This window comes from Streptomyces sp. NPDC056734 (assembly GCF_042790455.1).
Taxonomy (GTDB): Bacteria; Actinomycetota; Actinomycetes; order Streptomycetales; family Streptomycetaceae; genus Streptomyces.
Genome location: NZ_JBHTZD010000004.1, coordinates 434,353 through 458,849 on the forward strand (window position 1 = coordinate 434,353; position 24,497 = coordinate 458,849).

Annotated in this window: 21 protein-coding genes; 14 read left to right on the plus strand and 7 right to left on the minus strand. The window is 72.3% G+C overall.

Going from position 1 to position 24,497, the window contains the following annotated elements:
- Nucleotides 1-122: 122 nt before the first annotated feature.
- Nucleotides 123-683 carry an HD domain-containing protein gene (locus tag ACFRFC_RS08320; protein WP_382687334.1) on the minus strand — a complete coding sequence of 187 codons (561 nt, stop codon included), beginning with the start codon at nt 681-683 and terminating at the stop codon, nt 123-125.
- Nucleotides 684-1,140: 457 nt separating this feature from the next.
- On the opposite strand from ACFRFC_RS08320, the gene ACFRFC_RS08325 reads away from it, so the two are divergent.
- From ACFRFC_RS08325 to ACFRFC_RS08335, 3 genes are all read left to right on the plus strand, one after another.
- On the plus strand, nt 1,141-1,314 hold the full coding sequence (locus tag ACFRFC_RS08325) for a hypothetical protein (protein ID WP_382687337.1): 174 nt from the start codon (nt 1,141-1,143) through the stop codon (nt 1,312-1,314).
- A 337-nt stretch (nt 1,315-1,651) separates the two neighbouring features.
- Nucleotides 1,652-4,021 (plus strand): alpha-L-fucosidase, encoded by a 2,370-nt coding sequence (locus tag ACFRFC_RS08330; RefSeq protein ID WP_382687339.1) that lies wholly within the window; start codon nt 1,652-1,654, stop codon nt 4,019-4,021.
- A gap of 173 nt (nt 4,022-4,194) precedes the next feature.
- Nucleotides 4,195-5,244, plus strand: coding sequence for a GlxA family transcriptional regulator (locus tag ACFRFC_RS08335; protein ID WP_382687342.1), 1,050 nt, complete (start codon nt 4,195-4,197; stop codon nt 5,242-5,244).
- Nucleotides 5,245-5,665: 421 nt separating this feature from the next.
- Here the strand turns inward: ACFRFC_RS08335 and ACFRFC_RS08340 are convergent, their stop codons facing one another.
- Nucleotides 5,666-6,316, minus strand: coding sequence for an HD domain-containing protein (locus ACFRFC_RS08340; RefSeq protein ID WP_382687345.1), 651 nt, complete (start codon nt 6,314-6,316; stop codon nt 5,666-5,668).
- A gap of 176 nt (nt 6,317-6,492) precedes the next feature.
- Nucleotides 6,493-7,230 carry a FadR/GntR family transcriptional regulator gene (locus ACFRFC_RS08345; protein WP_382687347.1) on the minus strand — a complete coding sequence of 246 codons (738 nt, stop codon included), beginning with the start codon at nt 7,228-7,230 and terminating at the stop codon, nt 6,493-6,495.
- Nucleotides 7,231-7,413: 183 nt separating this feature from the next.
- Here ACFRFC_RS08345 and ACFRFC_RS08350 point away from each other — a divergent pair, with 183 nt between their 5' ends.
- The 8 genes from ACFRFC_RS08350 to ACFRFC_RS08385 all read left to right on the plus strand — a co-directional run bounded on the left by ACFRFC_RS08350 (nt 7,414) and on the right by ACFRFC_RS08385 (nt 15,351).
- The gene (locus ACFRFC_RS08350) at nt 7,414-8,478 is read left to right on the plus strand and encodes a sugar ABC transporter substrate-binding protein (RefSeq protein ID WP_382687349.1); all 1,065 of its coding nucleotides are present in this window, start codon (nt 7,414-7,416) and stop codon (nt 8,476-8,478) included.
- On the plus strand, nt 8,475-10,007 hold the full coding sequence (locus ACFRFC_RS08355) for a sugar ABC transporter ATP-binding protein (protein WP_382687351.1): 1,533 nt from the start codon (nt 8,475-8,477) through the stop codon (nt 10,005-10,007). The genes ACFRFC_RS08350 and ACFRFC_RS08355 overlap by 4 nt, the downstream gene beginning before the upstream one ends.
- Nucleotides 10,000-11,040 (plus strand): ABC transporter permease, encoded by a 1,041-nt coding sequence (locus tag ACFRFC_RS08360; protein WP_382687354.1) that lies wholly within the window; start codon nt 10,000-10,002, stop codon nt 11,038-11,040. The genes ACFRFC_RS08355 and ACFRFC_RS08360 overlap by 8 nt, the downstream gene beginning before the upstream one ends.
- A 61-nt stretch (nt 11,041-11,101) precedes the next feature.
- The gene (locus ACFRFC_RS08365; RefSeq protein ID WP_382687357.1) at nt 11,102-12,454 is read left to right on the plus strand and encodes an L-fuconate dehydratase; all 1,353 of its coding nucleotides are present in this window, start codon (nt 11,102-11,104) and stop codon (nt 12,452-12,454) included.
- Nucleotides 12,451-13,209, plus strand: coding sequence for an SDR family NAD(P)-dependent oxidoreductase (locus tag ACFRFC_RS08370; RefSeq protein ID WP_382687359.1), 759 nt, complete (start codon nt 12,451-12,453; stop codon nt 13,207-13,209). The genes ACFRFC_RS08365 and ACFRFC_RS08370 overlap by 4 nt, the downstream gene beginning before the upstream one ends.
- Nucleotides 13,206-14,336 carry an aldo/keto reductase gene (locus ACFRFC_RS08375; protein WP_382687361.1) on the plus strand — a complete coding sequence of 377 codons (1,131 nt, stop codon included), beginning with the start codon at nt 13,206-13,208 and terminating at the stop codon, nt 14,334-14,336. Before ACFRFC_RS08370 ends, ACFRFC_RS08375 begins: the two co-directional genes overlap by 4 nt.
- A complete protein-coding gene (locus ACFRFC_RS08380; protein ID WP_382687363.1) occupies nt 14,333-14,494 on the plus strand; it encodes a hypothetical protein in 162 nt (53 codons plus the stop codon). Before ACFRFC_RS08375 ends, ACFRFC_RS08380 begins: the two co-directional genes overlap by 4 nt.
- Complete coding sequence (locus ACFRFC_RS08385; protein WP_382687366.1) at nt 14,491-15,351, plus strand: amidohydrolase family protein; 861 nt, start codon at nt 14,491-14,493, stop codon at nt 15,349-15,351. The genes ACFRFC_RS08380 and ACFRFC_RS08385 overlap by 4 nt, the downstream gene beginning before the upstream one ends.
- A gap of 36 nt (nt 15,352-15,387) precedes the next feature.
- Here ACFRFC_RS08385 and ACFRFC_RS08390 read toward each other — a convergent pair whose 3' ends face one another.
- Entirely contained in the window at nt 15,388-16,803 is a 1,416-nt protein-coding gene (locus ACFRFC_RS08390; protein ID WP_382687369.1) for a lipase maturation factor family protein, read from the minus strand.
- A 273-nt stretch (nt 16,804-17,076) separates the two neighbouring features.
- Between ACFRFC_RS08390 and ACFRFC_RS08395 the strand changes: the two genes are divergently transcribed.
- Nucleotides 17,077-19,164: a SpoIIE family protein phosphatase gene (locus ACFRFC_RS08395; protein ID WP_382687371.1), complete on the plus strand. Its 2,088-nt coding sequence runs from the start codon at nt 17,077-17,079 to the stop codon at nt 19,162-19,164.
- 864 nt (nt 19,165-20,028) lie between these two features.
- Nucleotides 20,029-20,892, plus strand: a complete 864-nt coding sequence (locus ACFRFC_RS08400; RefSeq protein WP_382687373.1) for an Fpg/Nei family DNA glycosylase — start codon at nt 20,029-20,031, stop codon at nt 20,890-20,892.
- 27 nt (nt 20,893-20,919) lie between these two features.
- Here the strand turns inward: ACFRFC_RS08400 and ACFRFC_RS08405 are convergent, their stop codons facing one another.
- The 3 genes from ACFRFC_RS08405 to ACFRFC_RS08415 all read right to left on the minus strand — a co-directional run bounded on the left by ACFRFC_RS08405 (nt 20,920) and on the right by ACFRFC_RS08415 (nt 23,117).
- On the minus strand, nt 20,920-21,570 hold the full coding sequence (locus tag ACFRFC_RS08405) for a zf-HC2 domain-containing protein (RefSeq protein ID WP_382687375.1): 651 nt from the start codon (nt 21,568-21,570) through the stop codon (nt 20,920-20,922).
- Between the two features lie 297 nt (nt 21,571-21,867).
- On the minus strand, nt 21,868-22,383 hold the full coding sequence (locus tag ACFRFC_RS08410) for a hypothetical protein (RefSeq protein WP_382687377.1): 516 nt from the start codon (nt 22,381-22,383) through the stop codon (nt 21,868-21,870).
- A gap of 176 nt (nt 22,384-22,559) precedes the next feature.
- The gene (locus ACFRFC_RS08415; RefSeq protein WP_382687380.1) at nt 22,560-23,117 is read right to left on the minus strand and encodes a sigma-70 family RNA polymerase sigma factor; all 558 of its coding nucleotides are present in this window, start codon (nt 23,115-23,117) and stop codon (nt 22,560-22,562) included.
- Between the two features lie 182 nt (nt 23,118-23,299).
- On the opposite strand from ACFRFC_RS08415, the gene ACFRFC_RS08420 reads away from it, so the two are divergent.
- Nucleotides 23,300-24,454 carry a CapA family protein gene (locus tag ACFRFC_RS08420; protein WP_382687382.1) on the plus strand — a complete coding sequence of 385 codons (1,155 nt, stop codon included), beginning with the start codon at nt 23,300-23,302 and terminating at the stop codon, nt 24,452-24,454.
- Nucleotides 24,455-24,497 lie beyond the last annotated feature (43 nt).

Here is a 24,497-nt window from a genome sequence, read left to right on the forward strand (position 1 = left end):
GGTGACGGGCGGTTTCCGGCCAGGGGTCGGTGGGTCTCCGTCCCGGGATCGATGGGTCTCCGGCCCGGGATCGGCGGGCAGGACCGGGCGATGCCCCGGGCCTTACGGGGCCGATCCCGGGGTCAGTCCACCGCCCCCAGGCGCGCATGCCGGGCCGCGACCAGTTCCAGCACCGTCCGCCAGTCCTCCAGCACCCCCGCGTCGAGCCCCACGACCCGGCCCGCCTCGTCGGCCTGGCGCAGGGCGATGGCGTCCTCGGCGAGCGGGTCCCGGGCGAAGGCGGCGGCCTCGGCCGGGCTCATCGGGCCGCCCTGCGCCCACAGGGTCAGCGCGCTCCGCGGCGACAGCCCCCGGTCCGGCGACACGGCGGCGAGATACCGCTCGGCGGGGACATGGAGCCGTACGAGCCGGGAGACCCGTTCGCCGAGCAGGGACCGCACCGCGTCCGCCGCACGGTCGGCGTGTCCGGCGTCGTCGCCGGGGCGCAGCAGCTGCCCGATGTCGTGCACCAGCCCGGCCACCTGGAGTTCCTTGTCGGCGGGGCGGCCGCGGCGCAGCAGGGCGGCGGTCTGGAGGGCGTGATCGTGCAGGTCCACCGGGTCGCCCGTGCCGTCGGGTGAGTCCCACGCGCCCCGGCACGCGTACAGCAGGTCCATCAGCTTCTCGACGCTGCGCAGCTCCATGCGTCGGTCCTCCCGCGAGACAGCGGTACCGCCACGCAGCAGATCATGGCGACCTTTCGGCTCAGCCAACGGTGCTTGAACTGCGCGACCAGCTCGCATCCCCGTTCGTCACGTTGCGCCGATCGGGTGACTCCAAAATGACGCATTATGTAACAAACAGGTGTAGAAATGGATTGTTCGGCCACGCGGCGATGTCCGATAGTTACCCGTTGTTTTCAGCCCCATCGAGCGGGGGCCCGCTCATTTGGTTAATCTGGGGGCGACGGACAGCACCAAGGGGTCCCACCCACACCCATGGTCCGCCCCCTGACACGCCGGTTCATCACGGCCTGCTCTCACCCAGATGCCGGCGCCACCGCGTCCGACCGTTCAAGCCAGACCCGAGCGGGCGTCGGGTGCCGGAGCGCAGTGTGACCGGCGACGCCCCGAGGGTGACCCGACACATAAGGAGTGCGCGGTGACACCGGAGAAGACCGATCGCGATCAGCCCCCCGAGGAACAGCCGCAGCGACCGGGCCGCAAGCCCGGCGACATCGGCAGCCTCGACGTGTGGGCCAGGTCCGCCCCCATCCGTCTCGCGGGGTACGAGGACGACCTCGCCGAGCCGCACATCCTGCCCAGCGTGGACTGACGCGGGCAGCGTCCGCGCGGACCACCGCCGGACACATCGCGATCGCCGACCGCATGGGCGTGCGGATGTCACGCCCGTGCCGGTCCCGGAAGACCCACCTCGACACGGCGCCCCCAGGTCATTCCTGGGGGCGCCGTCCGTCGTCACGGGCGCGGCACCCGATGCCCGGCACGGGCGAGCGGCGCGGCGGCCTCGCGCCTGGGGTTCGTATACGGTTCGGCGGCTTGGCTGACATCCGACCACTTGCTCAACTTACGTCCTTGCGCACCCCGTTGACAGGCTCATGAACTCCACCCACTCTTCAGACATCCGATGAATCGAGCCGCTTGGAGCCGCTATGGCCATGTATCCAAGACGCACGGTGCTGGGTGCGGCGGCGGGCACCGCCGCTGCCGCCGCGCTTCCGCTCGCCGGGGCGGGCGGGGCGCACGCCGCACAGGGGGAGGCCCCGCCGGGGGAGGGTGCCGACCCAGGGCAGGCAGCGTGGGTGCCCGTCCCGGAGCCGGTGCCGGTCCCCCTGGACGCCTACTTCGACAACGACGGCATCGACACGGCCGCCGCGCGCGGCGGTGACTTCGACGGGTCCGGCTACACCTTCCCCGGCGAGGAACTGCCCTCGGGCCCGATCGAGGCCGACGGGATCCCGTTCCTGTTCCCGTCGTCCGATGCCGGGGCCAAGAACAACGTTGTCGCGCTCGGCCAGCGCATCGAACTCCCCAAGGGCCGCTATCTGTCCGCCCTGTTCCTGACCGCCGGCAGCTACGGCAACGCCTCCGGCACCCTCACCGTCCACTACGCCGACGGCTCGACCAGCACCGCCGGGCTCGGCGGCACCGACTGGTACCAGGCCGGCGGGGGCCCGGTGTCGGCGCCCTACCGCTATCAGCCCGACGGCGGCAAGGACCAGCACAGCGTGGGCATCGGCATCGCCGAGGTCTGGACCGACAGCTCCCGCGAGGCGGTGGCGCTCACCCTGCCGACCACCAGCCCCGCCCAGGAGGGCAGGACGTCCCTGCACGTCTTCGCGCTGTCCCTGCAACCCCCGGCCGAGGGACGCGCACTGGCGATCCGCGACGCACATACGACCAATTCGCTGATCGAACGATCAGGCGCGCAGAGCGTCGAGGCCACCGTGGTCAACGCGGGCACCACGGCCGTGCTGGCCGCGGACGACGTGACCGTGAACGTATCGGTCCCCGGCGCCCGGACGGTCGGCCCCGTCGGAATCAGCCGGCTCGACCCCGGCGAACAGGCACGCGTGCGCGTCGGCATCCGCAACCGCGCCGGAACCGCGCCCGGCACCCGGCAGGACGGCACCGTCAGCGTCACCGGCCGGGGCGCCACGGCCGACCGGCGCAGCACGGCCCTGACCCTCGGCGTCCCCGACTACCAGCCGACCGAGACATCGCTCGCCGGGCACCAGGCGCCCTACTGGTTCCAGGACACCAAGTTCGGGATCTTCATCCACTGGGGCGTCTACTCGGTGCCCGCCTGGTCACCGCCCGGCGAGCAGTACGCCGAGTGGTACTGGGAGTGGCTCCAGCGCCCCGACAACGCCGTGCACGCCTACCACCGGCAGACCTACGGCGAGGACTTCACCTACGACGACTTCATCCCGATGTTCCGCGCGGAGCGCTTCGACCCGCGCGCCTGGGTCGAACTGTTCCGGGACGCGGGCGCCCAGTACCACGTGCTGACCTCCAAGCACCACGAGGGCTTCGCCCTGTGGGACACCAAGGTCTCCGAACGCAGCTCGGTGAAGATGGGCCCGCGCCGCGACCTGATCAAGGAACTGTTCGACGCGTCCAAGCGGTACACCCCCGAACTCCACCGCGGGCTGTACTTCTCGATGCCCGAGTGGTTCAACCCCGACAACCCGTGGATGGGCCACGCCCCGCGCAACCCGTACACGCACGCGCCCGAGCCGTACCTCGGCTACACCGCGGGCAAGGACTATGTGAAGGACTACCAGGCCCCGCAGATGCTGGAGCTGATCCACGGCTACGACACCGAGGTGCTGTGGTGCGACATCGGCGGCGCGAACGACAGCGTGAACGTGCTCGCCGAGTACTTCAACCACGCCAAGAACCGCCCCAAACCGATCGAAGTGACCGTGAACGATCGATCAGGGATCGGCTTCCACGACTACACCACACCCGAGTACACGACCTACGACAACACGGTCGTCGCCAAATGGGAGGCCAGCCGCGGACTCGATCCGCGCAGCTACGGCTACAACCAGGCCACGCCCGACGCGATGTACATGACCACCGAGGAGGTCGTGCACAGCCTGGTCGACATCGTCTCCAAGAACGGCAACTTCCTGCTCGACATCGGGCCCCGCGCGGACGGCACCATCCCGGAGATCATGGAACGCCGGCTGCGCGAGACCGGAAACTGGCTGAAGGCCAACGGCGAGGCGATCTACGGGACCACGTACTGGGCGCGGATGGCGCAGCTCGGCGACGACCTGCGGTTCACGGTCCGGCAGAACGAGGCGTTCTACATCCACTCGCTCGCCCGCCCCGGCGCCAAGCTCACGGTGGGGGCACCGGTGCCGATCAGGAACGGTGACCGAGTGACCATGCTCGGCCATCCGCGCCCGCTGAACTGGACCGTCCGCGCCGGATCGCTGGTGATCGACGTGCCGGAGGCGGCCCGGCGGGCGGGTGAGCATGTGTGGGTGTTCAAGGTGGAGTGGCGGTGAGCGGGCGGAGCCCGCGGGCCGCTGTGAGCGGGCGGAAGTGATCGAACGGAGTTGATCGTTTCGCGGTGGAGGGCTGCCCCGCGGCGGCGGGACAGCCCTCCATTCGATCCGCGTAATCGCGTCGGCGACCCTTCGGCTTGCCCCGACCGCACCCCTCCCGCGAGGATCGGGGCATGCACACGGCACCGCCCCACCAGGTCCTGATGGTCGTCTTCGAGGGCGTGCAGATCCTCGATGTCACGGGCCCGCTGGAGGTGTACGCCGCGGCCAACGAGCACGGCGGGGCGTACCGGATCACCACCGCCTCCGTCACCGGCGAGCCGGTGACCGGGACGGCGGGGATACGGCTGGTGCCCGACCTGGCGCTGAAGGACGTCGACTTCGCCGTCGACACGCTGATGGTGCCCGGCCGCCCCGACTGGTGGGCGGCGGTCGCCGACACCCCGCTGATAGCGGGGGTACGACAGCTGGCGGGCGGGGCCCGTACGGTCGCCGGGATCTGTGCGGGCGCCTTCCCGCTGGCCGCCGCCGGGCTGCTCGACGGGCGCCGGGCGGCCACCCACTGGCGGCTCGCCGCCGATCTCGCCGCCCGCTACCAGGACGTCGAGGTCGACAGTGACGCCATCTTCGTGCGGGACGGGCGGTTCATCACCTCGGCCGGGATCACCGCCGGGATCGATCTCACGCTGTCGCTGGTCGAGGGCGACCTCGGCGCGGACGTGGCGCGGGCGGCGGCCCGGCAACTGGTGGTGTTCATGGCCCGGCCCGGCGGGCAGTCGCAGTTCTCGGTGCGGCAGAGCGCGAAGTATCCGCCGGACTCGGTGCTGCGCCGGGTCCTGGACGCGGTCACCGCCGACCCGCGCGCCGAGCACACCCTCGCGTTGATGGCCCGTACGGCCGGGGTCAGCGAGCGGCATCTGTCCCGGCTGTTCCGGGCCGAGACCGGGGGGACGGCCGCGGAGTTCGTGGAGCGGGTCCGGCTGGAGGCGGCGCAGGCGCTGCTGGAGAGCGGCGACGACCCGCTCGACGCGGTGGCGCGGTCCGGCGGCTTCGGCTCGGTGGAGACCATGCGGCGGGCGTTCCGGCGGCTGCTGGGGATCACTCCGGGCACGTACCGCGAACGATTCCGCTCGACCGCGCGGGAGCACGCGAAAGAACAGCGTGCGTTCGCGGACGAACAGCGTGCGTTCGCGGACGAACAGCGCGTGTTCGCGGACGAGTAGCGCGTGTTCGCGGACGAGCAGCGGTAGCAAGTCGACGAGCAGCGGTCGCACGCGGACGCGCGGCGGTCGTACGCGGACGAGCAGCGGGACTACGTGGACGAGCAGCGGCAGTGCCCGGATGACCCCTGAGAGCAGGCCGTCGTACGGCGGGAGCGCGCGGGCGAGGAGAGCGAACCCGCGGACGAAGGGCGGGAGCGTGCCCACGAACAGCGGGCTCCCGCAAACCAACAGCGGGCCCTCGCAAACCAACAGCGGGCCCCCGCCAACGAACAGCGGGGGCCCGCACGCTTGGAGCCGGAGCAGGTGAACGAGATCGCGTGACCGGCCGGTGTGGTGGGGCGTCACCGGCCGGTCACGCTGGGGAACCCGTCGGCCGGGACCCCGCCGGATTCCCAGCGGCGGGGCGGCGGCCGACGGGGGCTCACTCGGCCCAGTCGGAGTTCAGGATGATGTCGACGAAGTTCTCCCGCCGGTAACCGGGCACGTACCGCTCCAGGACGTCGGCCTTCACATTGCCGAACGTCGTCTGCGGGCGGTGTGCGATGCCGTCGGTGAACTCTTCGAGGATGCGCCGCTTGAAGTCGGGGCGCGGGTGCTCCGCCACGACCTGCTTCAGCGCGTCGTCGCCGATCTCCTTCAGGCCCAGGCCCAGCACATCCGCCTCCACACCGGCCGTGACCAGGGCGACCTCGGGGGCCATGTGCCAGGGGATCTCCGGCGTGGTGTGCAGCGCGATGCCCTGCCAGACCAGGTCGGCCGACGCGTCCGCGATGCCGTGCCGGACCAGGAACCGCCGGGCCTCGTCGGCGGCGTCGATCTCGAAGCGCTGGTCGGCGCGGCGGTAGCGCTCGGTCAGGCCCAGGTCGTGGAAGAGGGCGCCGACATAGAGCAGTTCGGGGTCGGCGGACAGCCCCCGGGCCCGGCCGCGCAGGGAACCCCAGAAGAACACCCGGCGGGAGTGGTGGTACACCACCTCGGATGCCTCGTCACGGACGAGTTCCGTGGCCTCGCGGACCAGGGCGCTGTCCGGCACGGTGATGCCGGCGATCTCGTGGGGTTCGGTGGTGGTCATGGGGACTTGCCTCCTGGAATCGATTGCTCACCATCAATCAACCGCAGAAGGCAGAAGAACAGGAGTGTCCGTAGGGACATGTGCCCCTCGGATCCGGACATGGGCTCAGGGTGGGGCAGGGTCCTCACCCGGGTAGGGGTCGGGGCAGGGCCCCCGCCCGGATCAGCCCCCCGGCCTCACGTCGCCAACTGCGCCCGCAGCCAGTGCTCCACCTCGCCCACATGCGCCGCGCCCGCCGCGCGTGCCGCCTCCGGGTCGCGGGCCGCCAGCGCGCGATGGATCGCGGCGTGCTCGCGCCGGGTGCGCTCGAACGCGCCCTCCTCCTGGTAGCCGCGCCAGACGCGGGCCCGGAAGGTGCGTGAGGACAGGCCCTCCAGGATCGCGGCCATGGTCTCGTTGCCCGCGGCCGTGGCGATCTCGCGGTGGAAGGCGAGGTCGTGGGCGAGGATCCGCTCGGGGTCCTCGGTGGCGTTCATCGCCGCGAGATGCCGCTCGACCTCGGCGAGCTGCTCCGGGGTGATCCGGGCGGCGGCCAGCGCGGTCGCGGTGGACTCCAGGATCCGGCGCACCTCCAGGAGTTCGACCAGCCGGGGGCCGCGGGACAGATCGGCCACCACGCCGAAGGTCTCCAGCAGATCGCCGGCCTGGAGCTGGGTGACGTAGATGCCGGAGCCGTGCCGGGCCTCCAGGACACCGAGCACGGTCAGCGCCCGGATCGCCTCGCGCATCGAGCTGCGGGAGATGCCGAGCTGGACCGCCAGATCGCGCTCGGTCGGCAGCCGCTGCCCCGGCTCCAGCGAGCCCTCCGCGATCATCGCCTTGATCCGCTCGATCGCCCGCTGGGGAACCGTGCCCTTCTGCGCGGTCGCCGCCTCGTCACCGGCCCCGGTCTCCGTCGTCGCCGTCTCGTTCACGCCACTCCTCCAGTCGCCGGGTGCGCCGAGTCTAACCGTGGAAGTGGTCGGACCACTATGGAGGTGGTCGGACCACTTGGGCCAAAAAACCGGGAAAATGGCGCCCGCGGGGTGTTGGCGAGGTGAAGTGGTCTGATAAATATGCGGGCAACTGCTCGATCATGCTTCTTGAGGAGCTGGCAGATGGCCGACGGAACTGGACGTTTCGCTCCCTCACGCGCCTCACGCGCCCTGGCGGCGGCGGCCTGTGCCGCCCTCGCGCTCACGGCGTGCGGCAGCACCAAGGACACCGGGGGCGCGGACGCGTCCGGCGGCGAGGGCGAGGTCGGGGTGATCCTGCCCCTGCTGACCTCGCCGTTCTGGCAGTCGTACAACGACTACGTACCGAAGATGGCGGAGTCCGAGGGCGTCGACGCGCTGAAGACGGTCAACTCCAACAGCGACCCCTCGCAGCAGATCACCGACATCAACAACCAGCTCAACCAGGGCGTGAAGGGACTCATAGTCGCCCCCCTGGACAGCGCCGCGATCGAGGCCGGGCTCGACCAGGCCGAACGCAAGGGCGTCCCGGTCGTCGCCGTGGACGTGGCGCCCGACCAGGGCAAGGTCGCGATGGTGGTCCGCGCCAACAACGTGGCGTACGGGGAGAAGGCGTGTCAGTACCTCGGCGAGCAGATCCCCTCCGGCAAGGTCGTGCAGATCATGGGCGATCTCGCCTCGGTCAACGGCCGTGAGCGCTCGGAGGCGTTCCGCTCCTGCGTCCAGGAGAACTTCCCCGAGCTGGAGGTCCTGGAGATCCCCGCCGAGTGGAAGTCCAACACCGCCGCGTCCAAGCTCGACACCCTGCTCAACGCCAACCCCGACCTCAAGGGCATCTACATGCAGGCGGGCGGCGTCTATCTCGCGCCCACCCTCCAGACCCTGAAGTCCAAGGGCATGCTGAAGAAGGCCGGCGAGGACGGCCACATCACGATCGTCTCCAACGACGGCATCCCGCAGGAGTACGAGGCCATCCGCAACGGCGAGATCGACGCCACGGTGTCGCAGCCGGCGGACCTGTACGCCAAGTACGGCATGTACTACATCAAGGCCGCGATGGAGGGGAAGACCTTCGAGCCCGGCCCGACCGACCACGGCTCCGAGATCGTGGAGCTGCCCAGCGGCATCCTGGAGGACCAGTTGCCCGCGCCGCTGGTCACCAAGGAGAACGTGGACGACCCCGAGCTGTGGGGCAACACGGTCGGATGAGCAGCCAACGCAGCCAACGCAGCCAACCCCCACACCAGCCCCTGGTGGAAGCCCGGGGCATCGTCAAGCGGTACGGCGCCACCACCGCCCTGGGCGACGGCCGGCTCACCGTGCTGCCCGGCGAGTCGCACGCGCTCGTCGGCCGCAACGGCGCCGGAAAGTCCACCCTCGTCTCGATCCTCACCGGCCTCCAGGCCGCCGACGAGGGCACGGTGAGCTTCGACGGCGAACCCGCGCCCCCGCTCACCGACCGCGACGCCTGGCGCCGCAAGGTGGCCTGCGTCTACCAGAAACCGACCGTGGTCCCGGAACTCACGGTCGCCGAGAACCTCTTCATCAACCGTCAGCCCTTGCACCGCGGCTTCATCAGCTGGCGCAAGCTCCGCGCCGAGGCCGCCGGCCTCCTCGCCACCTGGGACGTGCGCGTGGACCCCGAGGCGCGCACCGCCGACCTCAAGGTCGAGGACCGGCAGCTGGTGGAGATCGCCCGCGCGCTCAGCTTCGGCGCCCGCTTCATCGTCCTCGACGAACCCACCGCCCAGCTCGACAAGCGGGAGATCGAACGGCTGTTCACCCGGATGCGGGCGCTCCAGGACTCGGGCGTGACCTTCCTGTTCATCTCCCACCACCTCCAGGAGGTCTACGAGGTCTGCCAGACCGTCACCGTGCTGCGCGACGCCCGCTGGATCACCACCGCGCCCGTCGCCGACCTCCCGCGCCCGGCCCTGGTGGAGGCCATGGCGGGGGAGCACGTCGCCGACCAGGCGGTACGGCGGCGCAGCGCGCCCACGCCGGCCGACGCTCCCGTCCTGCTCGACGTACAAGGGCTCACCTCACCCTCGTACGACGGCATCGAGCTGACCGTGCGCCGGGGTGAGGTCGTCGGGCTCGCCGGGATCAGCGGCAGCGGGAAGATCGAGCTGGCCGAGACGCTCGCGGGGCTGCACACCCCCACGGCCGGGACCGCGCTGATCGACGGGCGCCCGCTGCCGTTCGGGCAGGTGCGGGCCGCGCTGGACGCCGGGGTCGGCTGGGTGCCGCGCGACCGGCACGACCAGGGGCTGGTGTCCGGCATGACCGTCGGCGACAACGCCACCCTGAGCGTCCTGGACCGGCTCGGCCGGTTCGGGTTCGTCGGCGGTGAGCGGCGGCGCCAGGTCGCCGCCGGCCTCATCGACCGCCTCGACATCCACACCGAGGGCCCCGACCAGCCCGTGGCCGACCTGTCCGGCGGCAACGCGCAGAAGGTCGTCATGGCCCGCGCGCTCGCCTCCGACCCCCGGCTGCTGGTGCTGATCAACCCCACCGCCGGGGTGGACGTGAAGTCCAAGGAGTCCCTGCTGGCCCGCATGGACAGCGCCCGGGACGACGGCATCGCGGTGCTCGTCGTCTCCGACGAACTCGACGACCTGCGCCGCTGCGACCGCGTCCTCGTCCTCTTCCACGGCCGTGTCGTCGCCGAGCACCCGGCGGGCTGGCACGACCACGAGCTGATCGCCTCCATCGAAGGAGTGGACCACCATGGCTGACACCACGGCGGACACCAAGGCGAGGGGACCACTCGCGGCTCCCGGCGCCCCCGCCACCGCCTCGGCCAGGACGGTCCTGCTCCGCCGGGCCCGTGAACTCGCCCTGCTGCCCGCCCTCGTGCTGCTGCTGATCCTGGGCGCGCTGGTCAACGACTCGTTCCTGACCGAGCGGAACCTGATCTCCATCCTGGGCGCCTCCGCCGCGCTCGCCATGGTGGTGCTCGCTGAGTCGCTGGTGCTGATCACCGGCAAGTTCGATCTGTCCCTGGAGTCGGTCGTCGGCGTCGCGCCCGCCGTGGGCGCCCTGCTGGTGCTGCCCGCCGCCGCCTCCGGGTGGGGCACCGAACTCCCGGCGGCCCTCGCCCTGGCGGCCGTCCTGGTGGCGGGCGCGCTGGTCGGCGCCTTCAACGGCATCCTCGTCGTCAAGTTCAGGCTCAACGCGTTCATCGTCACGCTGGCCATGCTGATCGTGCTGCGCGGACTGCTGGTCGGCGCCACCGAGGGCAAGACCCTGTTCGGCATGCCCGACTCGTTCTACTCCCTGGCCACCACCACCTTCCTCACCATCCCGATGTCGGTGTGGCTCGCCGCCCTCGCCTTCGCGGTCGCCGGACTGGTCCTCAAGTACCACCGCGTGGGCCGCGCGCTGTACGCCATCGGCGGCAACCCGGAGGCGGCCCGCGCCGCCGGTATCCGCGTCGAGCGGGTCATGCTCGGCGTGTTCGTCGTCGCCGGAGTCCTCGCCGCCGTCGGCGGGATCATGCAGACCGGGTACGTCGGCGCGATCAGCGCCAACCAGGGCAACAACATGATCTTCACGGTGTTCGCGGCGGCCGTGATCGGCGGCATCAGCCTCGACGGCGGCAAGGGCACCATGTTCGGCGCCCTGACCGGCGTACTCCTGCTCGGCGTGGTGCAGAACCTGCTCACCCTCGCCCAGGTGCCCTCCTTCTGGATCCAGGCCATCTACGGCGGAATCATCCTGATCGCCCTGATGATCGCCCGGGTGACGACCGGCCGGGCCCAGGACTGACCCCCCTGCCCTCCCGCTCCCCATGACACCTCTGCCCCCATCGCCGTCCGAAAGGCCCTCCGTGAGCCCGACGCCCGCCCGCATCACCGCGGTCGACACCCACGACATCCGGTTCCCCACCTCGCGCGAGCTGGACGGCTCCGACGCGATGAACCCGGACCCCGACTACTCGGCCGCGTACGTCGTGCTGCGCACCGACGGCGACGGGGAGCCGGAGGGGCACGGCTTCAGCTTCACCATCGGGCGGGGCAACGAGGTCCAGGTCGCCGCGATCCACGCCCTGCGTCACCATGTGACCGGACGGTCCGTCGACGAGTTGTGCGCCGACCCCGGATCGCTCTTCCGCGACCTGATCGGCGACAGTCAGCTGCGCTGGCTCGGGCCCGAGAAGGGCGTGATGCACATGGCGATCGGCGCGGTCGTCAATGCCGTCTGGGACCTCGCCGCCAAACGCGCCCGCAAACCCCTGTGGCAGTTCCTCGCCGACGCCGAACCCGAGTGGCTGGTCCGGCAGATCGACTTCCGCTATCTCTCCGACGCGCTCACCCCCGACGACGTCCTCGACCTGCTGCGGCGCGGACGCGAGGGCGCCGGGGAGCGCCGCGCCCGGCTGCTGGAGCGCGGCTACCCCGCCTACACCACGTCCCCCGGCTGGCTCGGCTACGACGACGCCAAGCTCACCCGGCTCGCCGCCCAGGCCGTCGCCGACGGCTACCGGCAGATCAAACTGAAGGTCGGCGCCGACCTGGCCGACGACATCCGGCGCTGCCGGGTCGCCCGGTCCGTGATCGGCCCGGACATCCGGATGGCGATCGACGCGAACCAGCGCTGGGACGTGGCCGAGGCGATCCGCTGGACCGAGGCGCTCGCCGAGTTCGACCCGTACTGGGTCGAGGAGCCCACCAGCCCCGACGACGTGCTCGGGCACGCCGCCATCCGCCAGGCCGTGGCCCCGGTGAAGGTCGCCACCGGCGAGCACGTCCAGAACCGCATCGTCTTCAAGCAACTGCTCCAGGCCGGGGCCATCGACGTCCTCCAGCTCGACGCCGCCCGCGTCGGCGGGGTCAACGAGAACCTCGCCATCCTGCTGCTCGCGGCCCGCTTCGGCGTCCCGGTCTGCCCGCACGCGGGCGGCGTCGGCCTGTGCGAACTCGTCCAGCACCTGTCGATGTTCGACTACCTCGCCGTCTCCGGCACCACCGAGAACCGGGTCATCGAATACGTCGATCATCTGCACGACCACTTCCGTGACCCGGTGGTGATCGGCCAGGGTCACTACCGGGCACCCACGGCGCCCGGATTCTCGGCCGAGATGCGGCCGGAGTCCATCGAGCACTACACCTTCCCCGGCGGCACCTTCTGGGCCGCCGACCTACAGACCGAGAGCAACCCGATGAAAGGCAATGCGGCATGAGTGACTTCGAGGGCCTGAAGGCCCTGGTGACCGGTGGAGCCTCCGGAATCGGCCGGGCCACCGCAGAACTTCTCGCCGCGCGCGGCGCCCAGGTGGCCGTGCTCGACCTGGACCCCTCCGGCGTGGAGAAGCCGCTCCTCGGCTACCGCGCCAATGTCACCGACGACGCCTCCGTGCGTACGGCGGTCGCGGCGGCCGTCGCCGACCTCGGCGGGCTGGACGTCCTGGTCAACAACGCGGGGATCGGCGCCCAGGGCACCGTCGAGGACAACGACGACGCCGAGTGGCACCGGGTCATGGACGTCAACGTCCTCGGCATGGTCCGTGCCGCCCGCGCCAGTCTCCCGCACCTGCGCGACTCCGCGCACGCGGCGATCGTCAACACCTGCTCCATCGCCGCCAGCGCGGGCCTGCCGCAACGCGCGCTCTACAGCGCCACCAAGGGCGCGGTGTACTCCCTGACCCTCGCCATGGCCGCCGACCACGTCCGCGAGGGCATCCGCGTCAACTGCGTCAACCCCGGGACCGTGGACACTCCGTGGGTCGGCCGGCTGCTGGGCGCGGCCGACGACCCGTCCACCGAGCGCACCGCCCTGGAGGCCCGCCAGCCCTCCGGACGGCTGGTCTCCGCCGCCGAGGTCGCGGGCGCCATCGCCTACCTCGCCAGCCCCCTGTCCGGCGCCACCACCGGTACCGCCCTCGCCGTCGACGGCGGCATGCAGGGCCTGCGCCTGCGCCCGGCGGCAACCCGATGACCGCCGCCCCCGACGGTCCCGCCGGTCCGGCTCCGATTGCCTCTGGCGGTCCGGCACCGACTGCCTCCGGCGGTCCCGCACCGACCACCCCCGCCGGTCCGGCACCCGCTGTCCCCGCCGGTCCGGTACCGGCCACCCCCGCCGGTCCGACACCCCCCGGCGGGCCGACCCCCGCCCCCGTCGCCCTCGCCCTCGGCGCCGCCCCCCTCGGTAATCTCTTCACCGCCCTCACCGACGAGCAGGCGTACGAGACCGTCGCCGCCGCCTGGCGCCAGGGCATCCGCGCCTTCGACACCGCCCCGCACTACGGCCTCGGCCTGTCCGAACGCCGTCTCGGCGCCGCCCTGCATGGACACCCCCGTAGCGAATTCACCGTCTCCACCAAGGTCGGCCGGCGACTGGAACCGACCGACGGCCCCGCCGGTGACGACCTCGCCAACGGCTTCGCCGTGCCCGCCGATCACCGCCGGGTGTGGGACTTCACCGCCGACGGCGTCCGCCGCACGCTGGAGTCCAGCCTCGAACGCCTCGGCCTCGACCGCGTCGACACCGTCTACCTCCACGACGCCGACGAACGGTCCGAGCAGGCGTTCCGTGAGGGCTACCCGGCGCTGGAGAAGCTCCGCGCGGAGGGCGTGGTCGGCACGATCGGCGCGGGCATGAACCAGACGGCCATGCTCACCCGCTTCGTCCGGGACACCGACATCGACGTGGTGCTGTGCGCGGGCCGCTACACCCTCCTCGACCAGAGCGCCCTCACCGATCTGCTGCCCGCCGCGCGGGAGCGGAACGTCTCGGTGGTCCTCGGCGGCGCCTTCAACTCCGGCCTGCTGGCCGACCCGAAACCCGGCAGCACCTACGACTACGCCGCCGCGCCCCCCGACCTGCTCGCCCGCGCCCTGCGCCTGAAGGCCGTCGCCGAACGCCACGGCACCACCCTGCGCGCCGCCGCCCTCGCCTTCTGCGCCGCCCACCCGGCCGTCACCGCCGTCCTGGTCGGCGCCCGCTCGGCCGCCGAGGCCGACGACTGCGCCGAACAGTTCCGCAGGGCCGTGCCCGCCGCCTTCTGGCGGGAACTGGTCCACGAAGGGCTGCTGCCCGCCGACCTGCCGGGAGTGCCGTCATGAGCATCACCCCGCACCCCCAGGCCCGCGCCGACCTGGACCTACTGCCGGTCAACGGGGTCCGGCGGACCCGGACGGCCGGACTCCTCGACGTCGTCCACGACCCCTCGGGCGCGGGCGCGCACGCCGCCCTGCCCGTCGTACCGGAGCTGCTGCCATGACCGTCGACGCCCACCACCACGTCTGGGACCTGTCGATACGCGACCAGGACTGGATCACCGGCCCCGAGCTGGCACCGCTGCGGCGGAACTTCACGGTCGCCGATCTGCGGCCCGAGGCCGAGGCCGCCGGGATCGAGCGCACGGTCCTGGTCCAGACGATCACCGTCGCCGAGGAGACCCCGGAGTTCCTCGCCCTCGCCGCCGCGCACGAGCTGATCGCGGGGGTCGTCGGCTGGACCGACCTCACCGCCCCCGGCGTCGCCGACGACCTCGCCCGGCTCCGCGCGCTGCCGGGCGGCGACCTCCTCAAGGGCATCCGCCACCAGGTGCAGGGCGAACCCGACCCGGACTGGCTGCTGCGCCCCGATGTCCGCCGGGGCCTCGCGGCGGTCGCCGACGCCGGACTCGTCTACGACCTCCTGCTCCGGCCGAGCCAGCTCCCCGCCGCCGCCAAGGCCGCCGCCGACCATCCCGGCCTCACCTTCGTCCTCGACCACCTCGGCAAGCCCCCCATCGCCTCCGGCACCCTGGAACCCTGGGAGTCGGCGGTCCGGACCCTGGCCGCGCTGCCGAACACGGTCTGCAAGGTCTCCGGCCTGGTCACCGAGGCCGACCACACCTCCTGGACGGTCGCCGACCTGCGCCCGTACACCGACACCGTCCTGGACGCCTTCGGCCCCGCCCGGCTGATGTTCGGCACGGACTGGCCGGTGTGCACGCTCGCGGCGTCCTACGGCCAGGTCGTCTCGGCGGCCCGGGAACTGACGGCCCAGCTGAGCCAGGACGAGCGGGCGGACCTCTTCGACGCCACGGCGACCCGGATGTACGACCTCGGGCCGCCTGCCGTACGGCCCTGATCCGCCCTCAGGCCGGGTCGTCCAGCCGGGTCGCCGTCACCCCCGGTCGTCCAGCCGGGTCGGCGGCAGATACTCCCGGACATAGGTCCGCTCCCAGCACGCGCCCGTCGCCCGCAGCTCCCGCCAGGTCGTGTACCGGTAGCGGTAGAGGCGGGCGCGGACGAAGCGGGGCGGGGCGCCGGGCGGGAAGGGGGAGCGGCGCAGCAGCCCCAGGGTGTCGCGGTCGTCCGCCAGCAGCCGCTCCACCAGCGCGCCGAACCAGGGCGCGGCATAGCCGGGCGACAGCGCCGCGAACCACATCAGCCAGTCGAGCCGCAGATGGTACGGGGCGAACTGGCGCGGCCAGCGCCGCGGATCGCCGGGCTTGCCCCGGAACTCGTACTCCCGCCACCGTGCCTCCGGGCCCGGTACGGGATCGGCCGTGCCCTCGATCACCACCTCGTGGCGCACCCGGCTGACGCTGCCGAAGGCGCCGTACGTGTTGACCAGGTGGAGCGGGTCGAAGGAGCGGTTCATGACCTGGCGCGGGGAGACCATGTTGGCCGCCGGGCGGTAGCTGAGGCCCAGCAGCAGCGCGGACACGGCGAGCACCACGACCACGTACCAGAGGGGGGCCGCGGGGACGGCGGCCGGTGCCTCGCCCGGGAAGCGGATCGCGGACAGGGCCAGCACGATGGTCACCCAGTTCAGCCAGGAGAAGTTCCCGGAGAGCACCAGCCACAGCTGGGTGACGATCATCAGCGCGGCGGCGGCCGACGCGATCGGCTGGGGGGTGAACAGGAGGACGGGGACCACGAGTTGGGTGAAGTGGTTCGCCGCCGCCTCCACCCGGTGCACGGGTTTCGGCAGATGGTGGAAGAACCAGCTCAGCGGGCCCGGCATCGGCTGGGTCTCGTGGTGGTGGTAGAGACAGGTGAGGTCGCGCCAGCAGCGGTCGCCGCGCAGCTTGATCAGACCGGCGCCGAACTCGACCCGGAACAGGATCCAGCGCAGCAGGAACAGCACGACGACCGGCGGGGCCACCTCGTCGTTGCCGAGGAACACCGCCAGGAAACCGACCTCCAGGAGCAGGGACTCCCAGCCGAACGCGTACCAGGTCTGGCCGACGTTGACGATCGACAGATACAGCAGCCACGGCAGCAGCCACAGCAGCATGGCCGCCCACAGCGGCAGCAGCGCGTCCACGCCCGCCAGCAGCGCGGCCGACACCGCGACACCGGACCACGCCCACGCCGCGAAGAACCCGTCGGAGTAGTGGAAGTGGAAGACGCTGGGCGCCTGCCCGAACGGCACCCGGGCGACGAACCGGGGGACCGGCAGCATCCCGCGCCGCCCGATCAGCGCGCGGAACTGGAGCGCGGCCGTCAGGAACGCCACGAGATACACGGCGGCCAGCGCCCGCTGGAAGACCAGCCGGCTCAGCCCGTACTCGGATGCGGTGAACCAGTCCACGGCCGTGCGCTCCTCCTCTCCATTCTGCCGCCCGCCACCGGACGCCGGGGACCGCCCGGGCACGGCCGTCACTGTGCGTACCCGTCCGGGAAGCCCGGGTGACCCGGGCGGGTGCAGCAGACCATAGTGACGCGGGCGGGGTCCGGTGCGCCGCTGCCCGCTCGCCGGCACCGAGGTGTCCGGGTCCGGCCGGCCGGCGGACTCGCCCCGCACCTGACCCCCGGACCGCTCGAAGAACTCGAAGATTCGGTCAAATACTGACAAGGTGGGCCCATGGTTGATCGGGGAGCGAGCGCCCTGTCACTCCCGGACGACTGGCCCGCCCACCCGGATCCGATCCTGGCGCTCAATCGCATGGGCACCTTCGACTGGGATCTGGACGCCGGGCTCTTCCACATGGACGCCCAGGCGTTCGAGATCTTCGACGTGCGCCCGGGGGAGTTCGACGGCGACCCCGAGTCCCTGGCGCACCGCGTCCTGCCGAACGAGGGCCTGCGCCTGGACGGGCTGGTGACCCAGGCCATCAAGGACGGCAGCGAGAACTACGGCGCCTACTTCCGGGTCCGCCGCCGCGACGGCACCCTGCGCTGGACCCACACCCAGGGCTACATCCGGCGCGACGGCACCGGACGGCCCAGCCGGATCGTCGGGATCGTCCGTGACGCCACCCAGGAGCTGCGGGAGCTGGCGGCGCGCGACGGCCGGCCGCCGCAGCCCGACGTACGCCACCGGCAGGGCAATGTCGTCCAGGTGACCACGGCCGCGCTCGCCCACGCCCGGACGGTCCAGGACGTCATCGACGTCCTCAAGGACACCCACGGCGTCACCCACCTGGGCGCGACCAGCCTGGTGATGGGGCTGGTCGAGGCCGGCCGGATCCGGCTGATCGCGGAGGGACCCGAGGGCAGCTTCGTCCCCGGCACCCGGGTCACCCGGATAGACGAGCCGTACCCGATGAGCGAGGTGGTCCGGACGCTCGTCCCGCGGTTCATCGAGTCGCCGGCCGAGTTCGCCGAGGGCTATCCGATCCTGTGGCCGCACATCACCGAGCTCGACATCACGGCCGCCGCCTATCTCCCGCTGATCGTCCAGGCCCGCCCGATCGGCGCGATGGGCCTGCTCTACAGCGACCGGCGCGGCTTCACCGACGAGGAGCGGGACATCCTGGTCGCGCTGGGCAGCAGCATCGCGCAGAGCCTGCAACGGGCGATGTTCTTCGAGCAGGAGAAGGACATCGCCGAGGGGTTGCAGCAGGCCATGCTGCCCCGCACGATCCCCAGCGTGCCCGGCGCCGATGTCGCCGTGCGCTACCGGGCCGCCGCCATCGGGGGCGCCCGGGGCCGGGACATCGGCGGTGACTGGTACGACCTGATCCCGTTGCCCGGCGGCCGGGTCGGCGCGGTCATCGGCGATGTCCAGGGCCATGACACCCATGCCGCCGCCGTCATGGGCCAGCTGCGGATCGTGCTGCGCGCCTACGCCGCCGAGGGGCACAACCCGGCCACGGTGATGGCCCGCGCCTCCGTCTTCCTGCACGAACTGGACACCGACCGCTTCGCGACCTGCCTCTACGCGGAGGCCGACCTGGCCACCGGGGTGGTCCAGCTGGTCCGCGCCGGGCATATCGACCCGCTTTTGCGCAGCACCGACGGCAGCTGCCGCCGGGTGTCCGTCGAGGGCGGGCTGCCGCTCGGTCTGTCGGCGGAGTTCGGCCGGCTCGAGTATCCCGTCGGGACGGTCGAACTCGACCCCGGGCACACCCTGCTGCTGTGCACCGACGGGCTGGTCGAACAGCCCGGCGCCGACCTGGACGACGGGATGCAGGCGCTCACCGCGCTCATCGCCGACGGCCCGCAGGACGTACGCGAACTGGCCGATCTGCTGATCGCGGAGGCCGAGGAGCGCGGCGGCGACGACGATGTGGCGCTGCTCCTGCTGCGCCGCCGCGGCCTGGACGCCCCGCAGTCCGGCGGCCGGCTCCAGCAGCAGGTGGCCCCCGGCGATCCCGAGGCGCTCGCCGAGGCCCGGCATCTGATCCGGGCGGCGGTGCGGGCCTGGGGCGCGGTGGACTGCGCCGACGAGGTGGAACTGGTCGCGGACGAGCTGATCACCAACGCCCTGATGCACACCGAGGGCGCCGCGATCGTCACCCTGCGGGTGCTCGGCGGTACCGAACGCCGGCTGCGCGTCGAGGTCGAGGACTCCTCCAGCGCCCTGCCCCGCCGCCGCGAGCCCGGCACGTCCGGCGTCTCCGGCCGCGGCCTCATGCTGGTCGACCTCCTGGCCGACGTCTGGGGCGTGGAGGCCCGGGGCGGCGGCAAATGCGTGTGGTGCGAGTTCGTGGTCCCGCTGCGGCACTGAGGGGGTGGGCTGGTGCGGGGGCGCTTTGGTTGGGGGCGGCGCGATGTGGACGCGGGTGGTGGGGTGGTGGGCCTCGGGGCGGTGGGGTGGTGTACCGGGGTGTGGGTGTGCGGGCGGTGGTGGTGGCGGGGTGTGGGTGTGCGGGCGGTGGTGGTGGCGGTGGCGGGGCGTGGGTGTGCCGGGGTGTGGGGGTGTGGGGGTGCCGGGGTGGTGGGGTGGATTCCCGGGGCGCCGGTGCGGGGCTGCGTCCAGGTGGATCCGCCCGCACTGCGGCCTGCCGACGCCGATGCCGATGCCGATGCCGACGCTGAGCCGTGCGGGCGGGCGACGGGCGTAACCCCGGGATGCCGCCGCGGACCGGTGACCCGGCGTTCCCCTCGCGCCCGCGACGCTGCTGCCGGGCCGTGCCCTGTGGACCGGGCGGAGCCCTGCGCTCCCGCTGCCCGGCGCCATGCGCCCTGAGCCGGGTCGCACCCCCGTGCCGCTGTTGCCGGGCTCTGTCTCATGGGCCCGGTGGCACTCCGGGACGCCGTGGCACGGGTGTGGCCCGGTGGATCTGCCCGCCCCACCCGCGATGCCGCTTCCGGGCTGTCCCATGGGTCCGGTCGGGCCCTGGGAGGCCACCCCCGACTGTGCCGGTGCCCCGTCAATCCGCTCACGCCCTCCGTGCGCCCCGTGGACCGGGCGGCGCCCCGCGACTCCCCTGCGGACCCGGTCCCGTGGACCGATCGGCACCCTGCGACGCCGCCGCGGAGCCGCGACCCGGTGGACCCCCGCCCGCGCCCAGGACCCCCCGCCCCGCCCGACGCCCCCCAACCCACCGCCGGGCTGTGCCCCCGTGCCCCCGGTGGCACCCTGGGACCTATGCCGGAACTTCCCGAGGTCGAGGCGCTCAAGGGGTTTCTGGCCGAGCATCTGGTCGGCCATGAGATCGTCCGTGTGCTGCCCGTCGCGATCAGCGTGCTGAAGACGTACGACCCTCCGCTCTCCTCGATCGAAGGGCGCGAGGTCGTCGCGGTGCACCGGCACGGCAAGTTCCTGGACCTGGAGACCGGCGGCGGCCCCCGCTTCATCACCCATCTGGCCCGCGCGGGCTGGCTGCACTGGAAGGACCGGCTGCCCGACGGCCCGCCCCGGCCCGGCAAGGGCCCGCTCGCCCTGCGGGTCGCCCTGGAGACCGGCGAGGGCTTCGACCTGACCGAGGCCGGGACCCAGAAGCGCCTCGCGGTGTACGTCGTACACGATCCGCAGGAGGTCCCCGGTATCGCCCGGCTCGGCCCCGACCCGCTCGCCGACGACTTCGACGAGGGGCGGCTGGCCGCGCTGCTGAAGGACGAGCGGCGGCAGCTCAAGGGCGCCCTGCGCGACCAGAGCCTGATCGCCGGTGTCGGCAACGCGTACAGCGACGAGATCCTGCACGCCGCCAAGATGTCCCCGTTCAAGCTGGCCGCGTCCCTCACCCCCGAGGAGACCACCCGGCTCCACGCCGCCCTGCGCGAAACCCTCACCGAGGCCGTCCGGCGGTCACGAGGCGTGGCCGCCGGGCGGCTCAAGGCGGAGAAGAAGAGTGGGCTGCGGGTGCACGGCCGGACCGGGCAGCCCTGTCCGGTGTGCGGCGACACCATCCGCGAGGTCTCCTTCAGCGACTCCTCGCTCCAGTACTGCCCCACCTGCCAGACCGGCGGCAAGCCCCTCGCCGACCGCCGGATGTCCCGCCTGCTGAGGTAGCCCCACCCGCACGGTGGCCCCGCCGCGTCAGGCGCCCGGCAGTGTCACCAGCGTCTCGCCCTGCGCCGAACGCACCTCGTAGCGCAGGACGTCGTCCGGATGCAGCGCCGTGCCACCCCGCATGGTGTGGGGCCGGGCGTCGCGCCCGGGAGTGGCCCAGTTGGTCACCGTCTCCTCCGTGCCGTCCCGGCCGACGGCGACCAGCCGGCACGGGCGCGGGCCCGCCGCGTCCTTGACCTCCAGTTCCACCTCGCCGCCCCACACCGTGTCCTCGGCGGTGACCCGCGCCCAGACCCCGGAACGCGCGTCCGTCGCCTCGACCCGCACCGGCTGTTCGGCGCCGCCCGCCAGAACGGCGAGCGCGGGTCCGGCCACCGCGAGGACCACCGAGGCGGCCACCGCGTACCGCACCCGGCGGCGTCCGGCCCGCCGCCGGACCGCCACCTCGGCGAGCAGCCGGTCCAGCAGCCGGGGGCCGGGACCGGTCAGCGGGTGGACGGCACGCGGAGTGGCCTGGCGATAGAGCATCAGCTGACGGGAGACCGGCCCGAACTCGGTCACATGTGCCGCGCACCTGGGGCACTCCATGAGGTGGTCCTCGAAGCGGAAGGCATCCGCCTCGTTCAGCACGCCGAGCGCGTACGCGGCGACGTCGCGATGCCGTTCCAGGGACCTCATGCCGAATCCTCGTGCCGTTGGGTACGGGTGGGGTTACTCGCTGCTCACTCGTTGCTCCCACCGGTACGCACCGCACCGCCGAAACACTCAAGCCACCAACGGAATCGTGACCCGGGGGGTTCGGAGCGGTCCGGGCCGCGGATCGGAGGGATCCACGGACCGCGGATCGGAGGATCGGTGGGATCCACGGACCGCGGACAAGCCGGCTCCACGACATCCGCAGCCGAATCCAGCCCGCCCGAACACCCATGTCACAGCCCCCCGGGAGGCAGGTCGCCGAGGGGGGAGGGAGGCGGCCTAGAAGAGATGGATCGCCAGATGCCCCAGCGGCAGCCCCAGCTGCCACGCCGGTGTCCACACCTTCGGCCCCTCGTCCTCGCCGGCCGGTGCGCCCCCGCCGGGCACGGCGTTCAGGTCGGGGGCGAGCAGCTCCGTCTCCTGGAGCCAGCGCCAGGCCGCCTCGGCCAGCTCCAGATCGGGCGAGGGACGCCCCGACGCGGCCGTCTCCTCGGCCAGTTGCTCCAGCCGCTCGCGCACCCAGTCCTGCCAGGGCTGGTCGTACGCGGTCAGTGACAGCCAGGTCTCCAGCTGGGTGACCACCCTGATGCCGGACAGCTCGCCGTCGGTGTCCGAGAGGAAGACGGTGAGCGCGAGCGCGTCCCGCCCGGCCCGGAACTCGAACGAGGTCGGCGGCATGAGATCGCCGGTCCGCAGCAGTTCGTCGGCGATGTACTCGGCGTACAACCAGGCCATGGGGACGGTAAGTTCTCCGCCGTCGGTACCGTCCGTGTTCTGATGCCCTCTGTACAGCATCCCTTCCTGCCTTCCTCCGGTGCGCGCGCGTCGGCCACGTCCAGCCGGGCCCGGCCGGGCGGCCAGGGCCCCACCGGGCATCCGGCCCCCGATCCGGAACACGGATGAGGACAGCCGATTACTCAACCGGGGTACTCAGCAAGGCGCTTTGCGAAAGCTTGACCTGGAAGTCGGTTTCAGCCCAGGTCAGTCGCATATCCCGGAAGCACCCTCCGCAGGGCGCGCAGCGCGTAGTACGCGCGGGATTTCACGGTACCGGGCGGAATGCCGAGCGCCGCCGCGGCCTCCGCCACACTCGCCCCCTGGAAATACACCAGCACCAGGACTTCACGGTGCTCGGGCGTGAGTGTCTTCACAGCCTCGCGCACATCGACCGCCGCGGCGGAGCGCTCGGCGTGATCGGCGACCACCCGCGCGTTCTCCAGGACCGCGTCACCGACCTCCGGCGGCCGGGCCTGCCGCGCCCGCCGCGCGTCGATGGCGAGCCGCCGCCCCACGGTCAGCAGCCAGGGCCGTACGGAGTCGAAGGCGTCCGTGCGCAGCGCCTCGGGGTGCTGCCAGGCGCGCACCAGGGTCTCCTGGACGAGGTCCTCGGCCCGCTGCCGGTCCCCGTCGCTGAGCCGCAGGAGCAGCGCGAAGAGGGACCGGCCGTGCTCGCGCTGCAAGGCGGCGAGTTCGTGCTCGGCGGTCGTCGTCCCGTGGGTCCCGGTCATCGGGGTGGTTGCGGCCGTCATGCGCGTATGGCATCGCAGGGGGCCCGTTCGGCCCAGAGGACGCACACGGTCCTGCGGCGGACGGTCGAACGCGTCGGCGAACGGTACGACGAACGGTTAACGCAGGCGCCGAGGCTGTTTGGGGGAGTGCCCACCTTCGTACCTATTCATATGAAAATAGGCCCACAGTGAGGTGACCAGAGATGATCGCACGCAGTCGGCAGATGGCCCTTGCCCTCACGGTCGTACTCGCCGCGGGAGCCGCCTGCCAGGCCCAGCAGCGGGAACCGGGCGAACGGAGCGGAGCGCCGGCCCCGTCCGCCGCCCCCCGGGGCTTCACCCTCGTCGCCTCCGGCGATGTCCTCCCGCACGAATCGGTCATCGCCCGCGCCCACTACGACGCGGTCGGCGGCGGATACGACTTCGCCCCGATGTTCGCCGGGATCCGGCCGGTCGTCGCCCGCGCCGATCTGGCGCTGTGTCACATGGAGACGGTCTACGGCGAGGACGGCGACTACACCGGCTACCCCAGCTTCAAATCCCCGCCCGAGGTGGCCGCGGGCCTGGCCCGCACCGGTTACGACGGCTGCTCCACCGCCTCCAACCACAGCCTCGACGACGGCGCCGAAGGCGTCGCCCGCACCCTCGACGCCCTCGACCACGCGGGCGTCCGGCACGCCGGCAGCGCCCGTACCGCGGCCGAGGCCCGCACCGCCACCCGCTACGACGCGGGCACCGCGAAGGTCGCCCACCTCGCCTACACCTACGGCACCAACGGCATCGCGCTCCCGCCCGGACAGCCCTGGGCGGTCGCGCCGATGGAGGAGGCCCGGATCGTCGCCGACGCCCGCGCCGCCCGCCGGGCCGGTGCCGATGTCGTGGTCATCTCCCTGCACTGGGGCACCGAGTGGCAGGACGACCCGGACGAGCGGCAGTTCACCCTGGCCGACCGGCTCACCGCGTCCCGTACCAAGGGGCGTCCGGACATCGACCTGATCCTCGGCACCCACGCCCATGTCCCGCAGGCGTACCAGAAAGTCAATGGCACCTGGGTGATCTACGGCATGGGCGACCAGGTCGCGGGCGAGATGTTCAACTTCGACGGCGACTTCGACCCGCGCGGCAACCAGTCCACCCTCGGCCGCTTCACCTTCTCCCCGCCCACCCGCGAGGGCGCCCGCTGGCAGGTGACCAAGGCGGAGTTCGTCCCCCAGCTGTACGACATCGACGCGGGCCGCGTGGTCAACCTCAACCAGGCGATCCACCAGGGCGCCGAACTGACCTCCGTACGGGACCAGATCCGCGAGGTGGTCCTCAGCCAGGGCGCCGCGGAGGACGGACTGACCATGGGGGAGTGACCCCCACGACGGGCGGAGGGGACGCGGAACGTGGAAGGGGCGC